Source organism: Martinezella calliandrae (assembly GCF_030272695.1).
GTDB lineage: Bacteria > Pseudomonadota > Alphaproteobacteria > Rhizobiales > Rhizobiaceae > Rhizobium > Rhizobium calliandrae.
The window spans coordinates 17,165-29,840 of the sequence record NZ_JARFYN010000001.1 but is presented as its reverse complement, the minus strand read 5'-3'; the positions used below and the strand labels follow the sequence as shown (position 1 = coordinate 29,840).

The following is a 12,676-nucleotide window of genomic DNA, read 5'->3' as shown; positions in this document are numbered from 1 at the left end:
TTCTTATTTCTTCTTCGGCAAACCGGGCAGGCCCGGGAAACCACCGCCAAGGCCAGGCAACTTAGCGCCGCCGAGACCGGGCAATCCGCCACCACCGCCGAGGCCCGGCAGGGCGCCGGGACGGCCGAGGCCGGCGGCTTCGGCCTGCTTCTGCAGGGCTTCGAGCTGCTTGGGGTCGATGTTCGACAGGTCGGGCATACCGCCCATTCCACCGCCGAGGCCCATCTTGCCGGCGAGGCCGCCCATGAGCTGCTTCATCATGCCGCCTTTGCCCTTGCCGCCCATCATCTTCATCATGTCCGCCATCTGGCGGTGCATCTTCAGAAGCTTGTTGATGTCGGAGGCGTCGGTGCCAGAGCCGCTCGCAATGCGCTTCTTGCGGGAGTGTTTCAGGAGATCGGGATTGGCGCGCTCAGCCTTGGTCATCGAGGAGATGATGGCGAGCTGGCGCTTGAACAGGCGGTCGTCGAGGCCGGCGGCCGCCATCTTGTCCTTCATGCCGGCCATGCCGGGCATCAGGCCCATGATGCCGCCCATGCCGCCCATTTTCTGCATCTGCTTGAGCTGGTCGGCGAGATCGTTCAAATCGAACTTGCCTTTGGCCATCTTGGCAGCCATGGCGGCCGCCTTCTCGGCGTCGATGTTCTCGGCGGCCTTTTCGACCAGCGAGACGATGTCGCCCATGCCGAGGATGCGGTCGGCGATGCGGCGGGGATGGAATTCCTCGAGCTCACCCATCTTTTCGCCAACGCCGATCAGCTTGATCGGCTTGCCGGTGACGGCACGCATCGAAAGGGCGGCACCGCCGCGGCCGTCGCCGTCCATGCGGGTCAGCACCAGACCGGTGATGCCGACGCGTTCGTCGAAATTACGGGCGAGATTGACAGCGTCCTGACCGGTCAAGCTATCGGCGACCAGCAGGATTTCGTGCGGATTCGACTTCTTCTTGATATCCGCCATCTCGACCATGAGCGGCTCGTCGATATGCGTACGGCCGGCGGTGTCGAGGATGACGACGTCATGGCCGCCGAGTCTTGCTGCCTGCACGGCGCGGGCGGCGATATCGGTCGGCGACTGGCCGGCAATGATGGGCAGCGTGTCGATGCCGGTCTGGACGCCGAGCTGGCGCAGCTGCTCCTGCGCCGCCGGGCGGCGCGTGTCGAGCGAGGCCATCAGGACCTTCTTGCGGTCGCGGCTCGTCAGGCGGCTGGCGATCTTTGCAGTCGTGGTGGTCTTACCGGAGCCTTGCAGACCGACCATCATGACGACAACGGGGGCCGGCGCATTCAGGTCGATGCCGACGCCTTCGCCGCCGAGCATCTCGATCAGCTCGTCGTGGACGATCTTGACGACCATCTGGCCGGGCTTGATCGACTTCAGGATTTCGGCGCCGACGGCCTTTTCACGAACGCGATCGGTAAAAGGGCGCACGACATCCAGCGCCACGTCGGCTTCCAACAGCGCGCGGCGAACCTCGCGCAGCGCTGCGGAAACATCGGCTTCCGAAAGCGCGCCGCGGCCTGTCAGTCCATTCAGAATGGAACCAAGACGGTCCTGGAGGTTTTCAAACATCTGTTCTTCCTTATCGATCGCTTGGGATTTGGATTCGCGCTTCTGCGCGGTTCCTCGCCCGAAAACGTCGTGCTTTTCCATGACGAAAACAAGACGCAAAGCCAAAAAGCACCCGAGGGCGCATCGCGCTGTCGGGTGTTGACCTCCGGGATCTCTTTATACCTTAACGGGTCCCGGTCGGTGGCTCGGAGGCTTGTGCTCGTCGCAGATGGTGGGGATAAACAGGAAACGGGTGGGAAAGTCAAGCCAAGAGGCCAGAAAGGCTTTCAAAAGCTCTATATTTAGCACACATCTCAGCCAAGAGAAAAATCCATCGGCGCATTCATGACAGACAAATCCGGCTCCCGGAAGGCAGCGAACCCATATTACCAAGGTCCCATCTCCGATCATTTCGACGGGCTACGTTTCTTCAATCCGGACGGCGTAGAGCCGGGTGGTTTCGGCGACCTGTTGAAATGGAAAATCGGCGGCGGGCGTGCGCGTTGGCCGAATCCAGTCGTCAGCCTGTTTCCGCCGGCGAGGCCCGACAAGCATGTTTTCAGCGACGCGTTGCGGGTCACCATGATCGGCCATGCCTCGATGCTGATCCAGGCAGCTGGTCTCAATGTGTTGACAGATCCGGTATGGTCGGAACGGGTGAGCCCCTTCACCTTCATCGGGCCCAAGCGAGCGGTTCCGCCGGGTATCCGGTTCGAAGACTTGCCGCCGATCGATCTCGTGCTGGTCTCGCACAATCATTACGACCATCTCGATCTCGCAACGCTGAAGCGGCTGCACGCGACGCATGCGCCGAAAATCCTGACGCCGCTCGGCAACGATGTGATTATCCGTCGTGGGGTACCCGATGCTCGGATCACGACGATGGATTGGGGCGATCGCATCGCCGTCACCAACACGGTGACTGTGGATGCCGAGCCCTGCCATCACTGGTCGGCGCGCGGTGCCGGCGACCGTCGCATGGCGCTATGGGCGGCTTTCGTCATCACGACCCCCGCCGGCAAGATTTATCACATCGGCGACACCGGCTTTCATCGCGGCGTCAACTATGAGGCGGCGCGGCAAAAACATGGCGGTTTCCGCCTCGCCAACCTGCCTTTCGGGGCCTACGAGCCGCGCTGGTTCATGAAAGGCCAGCACCAGAACCCGGCGGAAGCGGTTCAAGGCATGAAACTCTGCAACGCGGCTCACGTCGCCGGCCACCATTTCGCGACCTTCCAGCTCACTGACGAGGCGATCGATGCGCCGGTCAAGGCGCTGGACGCGGCACTTCGGCAGGAAGGCGTGGAGGCGGATCGCTTTAGGCCGCTCAGGGCAGGCGAAGTGTTTGATGTGCCGATTGTGCCGGTTGTTTGAAGAGCAATGCACAGTCCATCACGAGCCGCCCTGCAAGACAGGACGGCCGGTGCTGGAATGCCAGGCCGAGCGGGTCTGTCCGCTCCCGATGCCTTACTGATTGATTTCAGGCTCGACGAGCCTTGCCAGGTTTTGCAACGATTCCTGCCAGCCGAGATAGCAGGCTTCCGGCGGAATGAGGTCGGGAACGCCTGCTTGGGTTATGTTCACCTCGGTCCCGACCAGGACTTTCTTCAACGTCACGGTGACATCCATTTCGCCCGGCAGGTTAGGATCGTCGAACTTGTCGGTGTAGCGCACCAGTTCACCTGGGACGAGCTCAAGAAACTCACCGCCGAACGCATGGCTTTGGCTCGTCGTGAAGTTGCGGAAGGACATTCTGAACGTACCGCCGACGTTCGGTTCCAGATGATGCACGGTGCAGGCAAAGCCGTTCGGCGGAAGCCACTTGGAAAGCGCGTCCGCCTCGATGAATGCGCGGTAGACCTTCTCCGGGCTGGTTGCCAGGACGCGATGCAGGCGGATGGTATTCGGCATGGTCATGATCCTTCTGGTTTGACGGAGTGGACGAGCCTAGGACGAGCGAGGTATCCGTGATCCGACATTCGGCGGATTTTTTATTGAATTAAATTGCGTCAAGCGCTCATGCGGCGGGATTTTCGCGCAGAGGCGATGGAAGCAATTATCCGTCGATAGTCGAACAGCCTGTTCGCAGTTATAGTAAATTATGACCGTACGTGCGCCCACCGAACAAGATGCGGATTGGATTGCGAAGCTCCTTATAGAGCGATGGGGTAGCACCGTGGTTGTCGCCCACGGCGGGGCCTTTGATTTGCTGAAGCTTCCCGCGCTGGTAGCCGAACCCGATCGGGGACTGGCGACCTATCGGGCGGGAGACGACGAGGCCGAGCTGATGTCGCTTGATGCCGTTTGTCCCGGTCAGGGCGTCGGAACTTTATTGATTGACGCTTTGGCTGATCTTTTGCGGAAGCGTGGAATTTCTTGCCTTTGGGTCACGACGACGAATGACAATCTCACCGCGTTGCGCTTCTATCAAAGGCGAGGCTTCGAACTACGGCGGGTTCGACCTGGTGCGGTGGATGCGGCTCGCTTGCTTAAACCTGCAATTCCACAGATCGGCAATCATGGGATTCCCATCCGGGACGAAATTGATCTGTGCTGCCGGCTTCTTTAATGACATGCGCAGTGCATGCGCCCAAACGATTGACGCTCAGCCTCTGCCCGGTCCGATGTCTCAAGCCATGAACCAACCATGCCACTGGTAATTCCCCCGCAATTCCGCCATATACAGCTCGAAATACACTGACGGACATACCATTATGAGCAATACGGTCGAATTTGCGCGGATGAACGGGCTTGGCAACAAGATCCTGGTTGTCGATATGCGCGGCCGGAAAGACGTGGTGACGGCGGCGGCGGCGATTGCGCTGAATGCCGATCCGGCCACGGAATTCGATCAGATCATGGCAATCCACGATCCGAAGGCTCAAGGCACCGACGCCTGGATCGAAATCCTGAATTCCGACGGCACCAGGGCGCAGGCTTGCGGCAACGGCACGCGCTGCGTCGTGCAGGCGCTTGCCGCCGAGACCGGCAAGAAGATGTTCACCTTCCAGACCGTCGCCGGCATTTTGAATGCCGTCGAGCATGAGGACGGCACGATTTCGGTCGACATGGGCAAGCCGGTCTTTGCGTGGGACAGGATTCCGCTCGCGGAAGAATTCGCCGATACGCGCCGCATCGAGCTGCAGATCGGGCCGATCGACAATCCCGTCCTGCATTCGCCGTCAGTCATGTCGATGGGCAATCCGCATGCGATCTTCTGGGTCGATAAGGACCCGATGTCCTTCGACCTTGCCCGTTTTGGGCCGCTGCTCGAAAATCATCCGATGTTTCCCGAGCGCGCCAATATCACCCTAGCGCAAGTGCTTTCGCCGGCCACGCTGCGCACGCGCACCTGGGAGCGCGGCGCGGGGCTGACGCTTGCCTGCGGCTCGGCCGCCTGTTCGGCCGCCGTCAGCGCGGCGCGTACGGGTCGAACCGGCCGCGAGGTGACGATCGACGTCGCCTCTGCCCCGGCCCCGAGCCAACTCACCATTGAATGGCGGGAAGGCGACGATCACGTCGTCATGACCGGCCCGGCCGAATGGGAGTGGTCCGGCTCCGTCGATCCGGCAACGGGTCATTGGACACGCGATCAGGAGCAGGGGGCTCAGGCGCGGTGAGTGGGGTCGAGGTCATCACCTTCGGCTGCCGTCTCAACACCTATGAATCCGAAGTGATGCGGGCCGAGGCAGAAAAAGCCGGGCTTAACAACGCCATCCTGGTCAATACCTGTGCCGTCACCGGCGAGGCCGTGCGCCAGGCGCGCCAGGCGATCCGCCGCGCGCGGCGCGACAATCCGCATGCCCGCATCATAGTCACCGGCTGCGCCGCGCAGACGGAGAAGCAGACTTTCGCCGAGATGGCCGAAGTAGACGCCGTGCTCGGCAATGAAGAGAAGCTGACGAGTGCTTCCTATCGCGCGCTGCCGGATTTCGGTGTCTCGGTCGAAGAGAAGCTGCGCGTCAACGACATCATGAGCGTGCGGGCGACCGCGCCGCAGATGATCCGGCATATCGACGGGCACGTGCGCGCCTTCATCCAGGTACAGAACGGCTGCGACCATCGCTGCACGTTTTGCATTATCCCCTATGGCCGCGGCAATTCGCGATCCGTGCCGATGGGCGCGGTGGTGAGCCAGGCGCGCAATCTGGTCGAAAGCGGTTACCGCGAGATCGTCTTGACCGGCGTCGATGCCACCAGCTACGGGGCCGACCTGCCAGGCCAGCCGACGCTCGGCCTTCTGGCGAAGACGCTGCTGAAGCAGATCCCCGAGATCTGCCGCCTGCGGCTTTCCTCCATTGACAGCATCGAGGCCGACCAGCATCTGATGGACCTGATTGCTGAAGAGCCGCGCTTCATGCCGCATCTGCATCTGTCGCTGCAACATGGCGACGACCTGATCCTGAAGCGGATGAAGCGGCGGCATTCCCGCGCCGATGCCATTCGCTTCGTCGAGGACGTTCGCCGTCTTCGGCCGGAGACGAGCTTTGGCGCCGACATGATCGCCGGTTTTCCAACGGAAACGGAAGCGATGTTCGAAAACGCCGTCAATCTTGCGGAAGAGGCTGGCATTGCGTATGTGCACGTCTTTCCCTATAGCCCACGTCCCGGCACGCCCGCCGCGCGGATGCCGCAGCTCGACCGGGCGCTAGTCAAGGAACGCGCCGCACGTCTGCGCCTGGCTGGACAAAAACTGTATCAGTCCCATCTGGATACGATGGTCGGAACGCGGCAGTGGCTGCTCGTGGAGAATAATGGGCTGGCGCATACGGAAAACTTCACGCTTGTCGCAGCACCGGGCCTCAGTCCGCGCAACCTTGTGCAGGTCGCAATCACCGGCCACAATGGCAAGCATCTCGACATGCAACTTGCGGCCGCCGACGCGGCCTGATCCTACTCGCTCACGGAAATTTCATGGCGCTCAGTTTCATCAAAAAAGTCTTCACTTTCGGCCGCGAGAAGCCGGCGGAAGAGCAGGCGCCGGAAGAGGCTTTGGCCGTTGAGCAATCCGCTGCCGCGCGGGAGGCGCCTGTTGCCGACGTTTCGCCGGCCTCCGAGCCTGCTGAACCTGCGTCACCCCCCTCTGTCCCTCCGGGACATCTCACCCACGAGGGGGGAGATCGTTTGGAGGATGCCGCGCCTTCGGAACAAGAAAAGCCCCAAGAAAAGCCCGTTGACGAGCAAGCAGAGAGCGATTTTCGCACTGAGTTGAATGCTCAGGAAATCGGGGCCGAAGAAGCTTCGTCAGCAGAGCACCCTGTGGCGACGGAAGTTAGTGACGAGCTAGACGCGGCCACACCCGAACCGATCTCCCCCCTTGGGGGGGAGATGTCCGACAGGACAGAGGGGAGTGCTGAAACCCCAGCAAACTTGGAACCTTCGTCGGAAAGCGCCGAAACTCTTGCCGCAGCCCCCGTCCTTCCCAAGGGCTTTTCCACCGCCGCTTCCGCCCCAGCACCGATCCCCGAAGCCCCTAAGCCAAGACAGACCTGGTTCCAGCGCCTGCGCGCCGGTCTCGCCCGCACCTCGTCGCAGCTCACCGGTCAGATTGCTGCGCTTTTCACCAAGCGCAAGCTGGACGATCAGACCCTGCAGGATCTGGAAGACCTGCTGATCCAGGCTGACCTTGGGGTCGAAACCGCAATGCGGGTCACCGATACGCTGGCTTCGGAACGCTACGGCAAGGATGTGACCGGCGAGGATGTCAGCCGGATCATGGCGCAGGAAATCGCCAAGGTGCTGAAACCGGTCGCCAAGCCATTGCAGCTCGATCTTAGCCACAAGCCGCATGTCATCCTCATTGTCGGCGTCAATGGCACCGGCAAGACGACGACGATCGGCAAACTGGCGGCGAAATTGTCCGGGGCCGGGCTGAAGGTTATGGTCGCTGCCGGCGATACATTCCGTGCGGCTGCGATCGAGCAGTTGAAGATCTGGGCAGACCGCACCAAGTCGGAATTCATCGGTACCAAGCTCGGGGCCGATGCCGCCGGCCTTGCCTTCGATGCCTTCCAGCAGGCCAAGGCCAGCAAGAGCGATGTGCTGATCATCGATACAGCCGGTCGGCTGCAGAACAAGGCCGAGTTGATGGCGGAGCTGGAAAAGATCGTCCGGGTGCTCGCCAAGCTCGATCCTGACGCGCCGCATACCGTCCTGCAGACGCTGGACGCTACGACGGGCCAGAATGCGCTGAACCAGGTGGAAATCTTCCGCAACGTCGCAGGGGTCAATGGGCTGATCATGACCAAGCTCGACGGCACGGCGAGGGGCGGCATTCTGGTGGCCATCTCGGCCAAGCACAAGCTTCCGGTCTATTTCATCGGCGTCGGCGAGGGTGTAGACGATCTCGAGCCATTTGAGGCCGAGGATTTCGCCCAGGCCATCGCCGGAATCGGCCAATGAACGACAAAACCAAATTCGGTGACAATGAGAGTGCCGCGATGACGACCAGCGACAGTGATCTGACCCCAAGTGCTGCTGACAAGCATCATCCGCTGTTGAAGCTGGTGTTGGAGCTCGGGCCGTTGCTGGTCTTCTTCTTCGGCAATCTGCGCGGCGATTGGCTGGTGCAGCATTTTCCGGCGTTGTCGGGGCTCGGCGGCCCGCTCTTCGTCGCAACGGCATTGTTCATGGCGGCGACCGTGATCTCGCTTGTCGTCTCGAAGATCATGCTCGGCCATCTGCCGCTGATGCCCTTCGTATCCGGCATCGTTGTCGTCACCTTCGGGGCGCTCGGCATCTATCTGCAGAACGAGACCTTCATCAAGATGAAGCCGACCATCATTAACGCCTTGTTCGGCTTGGTGCTGCTCGGGGGGCTCACCTTCGGCAGATCGCTGCTTGGCTATGTCTTCAACGCGGCCTTCCAGCTGGATAGCGAGGGCTGGCGCAAGCTTACGCTGCGCTGGGGCATCTTCTTCCTGTTTCTGGCCGTACTCAACGAAGTCGTCTGGCGCGGCTCGAATTGGTATTACCTGCCCGACGTCAAGGCCGCGGATAATCTCTGGGTGCTCTTCAAGGTCTGGGGCACGATGCCGATCACCATCCTCTTCACGTTGTCGCAGATGCCGTTGATTATGAAACACACGGTCAATCCGCCGGCAGACACTGAACAGTGACGGCGCGTTCGGACGCGGAAATACGTAATTGGCAGCAGAGCCTCTGGTTTATTGCCTGCGCGGCGGTTCTGCTCGTCCAGATCCTCACGGAATATATCATGGGCCGGGTGCCGATCTGCACCTGCGGCTATGTCAAGCTCTTCGAACCCGTCGTCAATTCCAGCGGCAATTCACAGCATGTCGCCGACTGGTATACGCCGTCGCACATCATCCACGGCTTCCTGTTCTTTGGGCTGACGCATCTGATCATGCGCGGCAAGCCGCTGTCGATGCGGCTATCCATTGCCATGCTGATCGAATCCGGCTGGGAGATCCTGGAGAATTCTCCCATCATCATCAACCGCTATCGCGCGGCGACGATCTCGCTCGACTATGTCGGCGACAGCATCATGAACTCCGCGATGGACGCGGTGTTTATGGTCGTCGGCTTCCTGTTTGCGTCGCACGCGCCGGTGCTGGTGACAGTGGCTGTTGCCATCTTCTTCGAACTGCTCACCGGCTGGCTGATCCGCGACAATCTCACACTGAATGTCATCATGCTGCTCTGGCCGGTCGAGGCGATCAAGACTTGGCAGGGCGGGCTTTGATCCGCAGCAGTTTTGATTAATTCTACACGCAATTCCCGCCAGAGATCACCATGAAGTTGCATCTAAATGCCGGTAGCGCTTTAGTGAAACGGGCGCAGCAATCTCGATTTTGTGGGGGTTGGCAGCCCTTATGGTGAGCAGCGGAAGCCCACAAGGCTGCCGCCTCGAACCACCAAGGCGGGTTGCCACTATCTGTCCTTGATGAGATCAGGGTGGCTATGACGCAAATTTTCTCAGCGCCTTTTCGATCGCCGGATATAGCCCCTCTTTGAGGCTGGTCGGCGTAAAGGGGCCGACTTGCTTATAGAGGATCGTGCCGTCGGGGGCGACGAGGTAGGATTCGGGGATGCCGTAGACGCCCCAGTCGATTGCGGCCGTACCATTCGGATCGATGCCGATGGCGCTATAGGGATTGCCGAGTTCGCCGAGGAAACGCAGCGCGTTTTCACTCGTATCCTTGTAGTTGATGGCGACGATATTCAGTCGTCCGTCCTTGGCTAGGTCCTTCAAAACAGGGTGTTCTTCGCGGCAGGGGAGGCACCAAGAGGCGAAGACGTTGACGAGCGTCAGCTTGCCGCGAATGGCATCGTCGGTCAGCGCGGGCAGATTGGAGCCTTCGAGCCGTGCCAGCGCCAGCGCCGGGGCTTTCGTGCCGATCAAGGCCGAGGGGATGGCGGAAATATCGGTGCCATGGACTTCCTGGTCATACATCACTTTGCCGACGGCAAGGGCAATGCAGGCAAAGACGATCAGCGGAATGAGCGCCAGCAAATAGCGACCGGTGCCACCCGATTTCGGTTTGTCGCCTTCTTTGGTTTCCAAGCTCATTTCGCCTTGCCTTCCGGCGCGCGTTGCGACCGGCGGCGGATGCCCGCGGCTTCGAGTGCGGCGATCTCCCTGCGCCGCCGGTGTCCGTCGATCCAGGTCCAGGCGATGACGGCGATGATCATGGTGGCGGTAAAGCCATAGGAGCCGTAGACGTAGAAGGGATGCGTCATGCTATTCCTCTCGAGCGGCCATGCGCGCGGCGAGACGGCGCTGCGCGGCGATGCGGCGACGCCAGATCTCGTTGCGGATCGCCATCAGATGCAGTGTGAAGAACAGCAGCGTGAAGGCGATAGCCATGGTGAAGAGCGGCCAGAGGAATTGCGCATCGATGGTCGGGCCGTCCAGGCGCATAATGCTTTCCGATTGGTGCAGCGTGTTCCACCAGTCGACCGAGAACTTGATGATCGGAATGTTGATGAAGCCGACGAGGATCAGCACTGCGGTGACGCGCGCTGCTTTGGACGGATCGTCCATAGCGCGGTTCAGCGCGATCAGGCCGAGATACATCAAAAACAGAATGAAGACCGAGGTAAGCCTCGCATCCCAGACCCAATAGGTGCCCCACATCGGCTTGCCCCAGAGCGAGCCGGTGACGAGGGCGACCAGCGTGAAGGCGGCCCCGAGCGGCGCGGCAGCCTTGGTGGAGACGTCTGCTAGCGGGTGGCGCCAGACCAATGTGCCGATCGCCGACATGCTCATGATCGTGTAGCACATCATCGACAGCCAGGCCGCCGGCACGTGGATATACATGATACGAACGGTGTCGCCCTGCTGATAGTCGCCTTCGGTGGCAAAGGCGAGATAAAGGCCGATCGCGAAAAGCACGGCTGATATCGCCGCGAGCCAGGGAATGAGACGCGCCGAAAGCGCCAGGAACCGAGTCGGGTTGGCGAGGTCGGAAAATCTGCTGATCGCGGGGCTGATATCGCTCATGCGGCCTATTTACCCTTATATCCCTCTTACGGCAATCGATCGCACTGTCTCAGGCCGATCAATCCGTCGTGTTGCGCAAGGCGAGCGCCGCCGCTGCCGGGCCGAGCACGGCGAAGAATAAGGTGAGTGCCATCAGGATCAGGAAGGGTGGCAGGAAAGGCTGCGGACCTTCGACGGCTGCGTAGGTGGCGCTGACGCCGAAGATCAGTACGGGAATGGTCAGCGGCAGCACCAGGATCGATACCAGCAGCCCACCACGTGGCAGAGCAACGGCGACGGCGGCGCCGACCGCGCCGATGAAGGTGATCGCCGGCGAGCCGACGAGCAGGGTCAGGGCCGTGGCGCCGATTGCCGTCTCGTTCATGTTCATGAAGAGGCCGAGCAGCGGCGAAGCGATGACCAGCGGCAGGCCGGTCGCCGTCCAGTGGGCGGCGCATTTGGTGAGCACGGTCAGCACAAGGGGCGTTTCCTGCATCACCAGCAGATCAAGCGAGCCGTCGTCACGTTCGGCCTGGAACAGGCGGTCGAGGCCGAGCAAGGCGGACAGCAGCGCGCCGATCCAGACGATAGCCGGGCCGATGCGCGACAGCAGCTTGAGGTCGGGGCCGACGCCGAAGGGAATGACGGCGACGACAGTCAGAAAGAAGAGAATGCCGATGAGAGAGCCACCGCCGGCGCGGACCGAGAGGCGGAGGTCGCGGAGGAAGAGGGCGGTCATAATGTGGCACCAACCTTCTTCTCCCCTTGGGAAGAAGGTGGCCCGAAGGCTCGGACTAGGGGGCTTCCTTCCGCGACAGAATTGACCTTTCGTTGGCGCTCAAGGACCTCCTCGCTCCCCTCATCTGCCCTTCGGGCTTCTTGTCCCCGAGGGGAGAGGAGGTGGATCGTCATTCCGATCATCCCCACATCCCTTCGCTCACTCCGACAAACCCCGTCATCCGCATTTCCTGTGTATTCGTGAGCCCCAGCGGCTGATGGGTCGCCGCCAATACGATCCCTCCCGCCTTCTGATGCGACGAGATGAGTTCCACAAACAGCCGGTCCGCGGCCGTATCCAAGGCCGCGGTGGGTTCATCAAGCACCCAGACCGGACGATAGGCGACCAGCAACTTTGCGAAGGCGAATCGTCGTTGCTGGCCGGCGGAGAGGTAGCCGAAGGGGAGGTGGGTAATGCCGGCGAGGCCGACGGCTTCGGCGGCATCCTCGATGGCAAGACCGGCGCCGCCGATCATGTCTCCGAAAAACTCTTTCCAGAAAAGTAGGTTCTCCGCAACCGTAAGTTCTGATTTCATGGCGTTACGATGGCCCAGGTAGTGGCTGACTTCGCCCGGCATCCGGTCGGATTCGCCCTTGGAATCGGTGAAGGCGACGTGGCCTTTTTCCTGTTTGAGGAGGCCGGCGACAACACGCAAAAGTGTTGATTTTCCCGAGCCGTTGCGACCGGTAAGGATTAGGGCGTCACCATCGCTCAAGTCAAAGGAAACATTCGTGAAAATTAGGTCCTCGCCTCGCCTTGCAGCCAGGTTTTCAGCGCTTAGATGCATCAAGTCAGGCTTTCTCTATTTCCAGTGCAGTTACCCTTGCCGCAACGCGCAAAAAATTGTCCAAATTTGCGTTTGGCCACTCTGGCAAGTCTTTACGAAATTATCTATAAGACCC

At 60.9% G+C, this 12,676-nt stretch carries 14 protein-coding genes; 7 read left to right on the top strand and 7 right to left on the bottom strand.

All coding sequences use genetic code 11. The features are described 5' to 3' along the window. Window positions 1-3: 3 nt before the first annotated feature. The gene (gene ffh / locus PY650_RS00155) at window positions 4-1,572 is read right to left on the bottom strand and encodes a signal recognition particle protein (protein ID WP_285877061.1); all 1,569 of its coding nucleotides are present in this window, start codon (window positions 1,570-1,572) and stop codon (window positions 4-6) included. Window positions 1,573-1,896: 324 nt separating this feature from the next. Between ffh and PY650_RS00150 the strand changes: the two genes are divergently transcribed. Next, a complete protein-coding gene (locus PY650_RS00150; RefSeq protein WP_285877060.1) occupies window positions 1,897-2,925 on the top strand; it encodes an MBL fold metallo-hydrolase in 1,029 nt (342 codons plus the stop codon). Between the two features lie 93 nt (window positions 2,926-3,018). On the opposite strand, the gene PY650_RS00145 is transcribed toward PY650_RS00150, so the two are convergent. Next, window positions 3,019-3,462, bottom strand: coding sequence for an SRPBCC family protein (locus PY650_RS00145; protein WP_285877059.1), 444 nt, complete (start codon window positions 3,460-3,462; stop codon window positions 3,019-3,021). A gap of 190 nt (window positions 3,463-3,652) precedes the next feature. Here PY650_RS00145 and PY650_RS00140 point away from each other — a divergent pair, with 190 nt between their 5' ends. The 6 genes from PY650_RS00140 to PY650_RS00115 all read left to right on the top strand — a co-directional run bounded on the left by PY650_RS00140 (window position 3,653) and on the right by PY650_RS00115 (window position 9,256). Next, a complete protein-coding gene (locus tag PY650_RS00140) occupies window positions 3,653-4,120 on the top strand; it encodes a GNAT family N-acetyltransferase (RefSeq protein ID WP_285877058.1) in 468 nt (155 codons plus the stop codon). 145 nt (window positions 4,121-4,265) lie between these two features. Beyond that, the gene (dapF, locus tag PY650_RS00135) at window positions 4,266-5,171 is read left to right on the top strand and encodes a diaminopimelate epimerase (RefSeq protein ID WP_285877057.1); all 906 of its coding nucleotides are present in this window, start codon (window positions 4,266-4,268) and stop codon (window positions 5,169-5,171) included. Then, window positions 5,168-6,442 (top strand): tRNA (N(6)-L-threonylcarbamoyladenosine(37)-C(2))-methylthiotransferase MtaB, encoded by a 1,275-nt coding sequence (mtaB, locus tag PY650_RS00130; RefSeq protein WP_285877056.1) that lies wholly within the window; start codon window positions 5,168-5,170, stop codon window positions 6,440-6,442. Before dapF ends, mtaB begins: the two co-directional genes overlap by 4 nt. Before the next feature lie 23 nt (window positions 6,443-6,465). Continuing rightward, a complete protein-coding gene (gene ftsY / locus PY650_RS00125) occupies window positions 6,466-7,953 on the top strand; it encodes a signal recognition particle-docking protein FtsY (protein WP_285877055.1) in 1,488 nt (495 codons plus the stop codon). After that, window positions 7,950-8,669, top strand: coding sequence for a septation protein A (locus PY650_RS00120; RefSeq protein ID WP_285877054.1), 720 nt, complete (start codon window positions 7,950-7,952; stop codon window positions 8,667-8,669). Before ftsY ends, PY650_RS00120 begins: the two co-directional genes overlap by 4 nt. Next, window positions 8,666-9,256, top strand: coding sequence for a DUF2585 domain-containing protein (locus PY650_RS00115; RefSeq protein ID WP_285877053.1), 591 nt, complete (start codon window positions 8,666-8,668; stop codon window positions 9,254-9,256). The genes PY650_RS00120 and PY650_RS00115 overlap by 4 nt, the downstream gene beginning before the upstream one ends. A 216-nt stretch (window positions 9,257-9,472) precedes the next feature. Here PY650_RS00115 and PY650_RS00110 read toward each other — a convergent pair whose 3' ends face one another. The 5 genes from PY650_RS00110 to ccmA form a co-directional block, all read right to left on the bottom strand. Then, window positions 9,473-10,084, bottom strand: a complete 612-nt coding sequence (locus PY650_RS00110) for a DsbE family thiol:disulfide interchange protein (protein ID WP_285877052.1) — start codon at window positions 10,082-10,084, stop codon at window positions 9,473-9,475. Beyond that, window positions 10,081-10,254 (bottom strand): heme exporter protein CcmD, encoded by a 174-nt coding sequence (gene ccmD / locus PY650_RS00105; RefSeq protein ID WP_285877051.1) that lies wholly within the window; start codon window positions 10,252-10,254, stop codon window positions 10,081-10,083. Before ccmD ends, PY650_RS00110 begins: the two co-directional genes overlap by 4 nt. A gap of 1 nt (window position 10,255) precedes the next feature. After that, entirely contained in the window at window positions 10,256-11,017 is a 762-nt protein-coding gene (locus tag PY650_RS00100) for a heme ABC transporter permease (RefSeq protein WP_285877050.1), read from the bottom strand. Window positions 11,018-11,075: 58 nt separating this feature from the next. After that, entirely contained in the window at window positions 11,076-11,735 is a 660-nt protein-coding gene (gene ccmB / locus PY650_RS00095) for a heme exporter protein CcmB (RefSeq protein WP_285877049.1), read from the bottom strand. 178 nt (window positions 11,736-11,913) lie between these two features. Continuing rightward, a complete protein-coding gene (ccmA, locus tag PY650_RS00090; RefSeq protein WP_285877048.1) occupies window positions 11,914-12,561 on the bottom strand; it encodes a heme ABC exporter ATP-binding protein CcmA in 648 nt (215 codons plus the stop codon). Between the last annotated feature and the right edge of the window lie 115 nt (window positions 12,562-12,676).

Bases quoted from the DNA above. Each gene is read 5' to 3' on its own strand.
- PY650_RS00110 (WP_285877052.1), bottom strand. From the start codon at position 10,084: ATGAGCTTGGAAACCAAAGAAGGCGACAAACCGAAATCGGGTGGCACC.
- PY650_RS00120 (WP_285877054.1), top strand. From the start codon at position 7,950: ATGAACGACAAAACCAAATTCGGTGACAATGAGAGTGCCGCGATGACG.
- PY650_RS00140 (WP_285877058.1), top strand. From the start codon at position 3,653: ATGACCGTACGTGCGCCCACCGAACAAGATGCGGATTGGATTGCGAAG.
- PY650_RS00145 (WP_285877059.1), bottom strand. From the start codon at position 3,462: ATGCCGAATACCATCCGCCTGCATCGCGTCCTGGCAACCAGCCCGGAG.
- ftsY (WP_285877055.1), top strand. From the start codon at position 6,466: ATGGCGCTCAGTTTCATCAAAAAAGTCTTCACTTTCGGCCGCGAGAAG.
- dapF (WP_285877057.1), top strand. From the start codon at position 4,266: ATGAGCAATACGGTCGAATTTGCGCGGATGAACGGGCTTGGCAACAAG.
- ccmA (WP_285877048.1), bottom strand. From the start codon at position 12,561: ATGCATCTAAGCGCTGAAAACCTGGCTGCAAGGCGAGGCGAGGACCTA.
- PY650_RS00100 (WP_285877050.1), bottom strand. From the start codon at position 11,017: ATGAGCGATATCAGCCCCGCGATCAGCAGATTTTCCGACCTCGCCAAC.
- PY650_RS00150 (WP_285877060.1), top strand. From the start codon at position 1,897: ATGACAGACAAATCCGGCTCCCGGAAGGCAGCGAACCCATATTACCAA.
- ccmD (WP_285877051.1), bottom strand. From the start codon at position 10,254: ATGACGCATCCCTTCTACGTCTACGGCTCCTATGGCTTTACCGCCACC.
- ccmB (WP_285877049.1), bottom strand. From the start codon at position 11,735: ATGACCGCCCTCTTCCTCCGCGACCTCCGCCTCTCGGTCCGCGCCGGC.
- ffh (WP_285877061.1), bottom strand. From the start codon at position 1,572: ATGTTTGAAAACCTCCAGGACCGTCTTGGTTCCATTCTGAATGGACTG.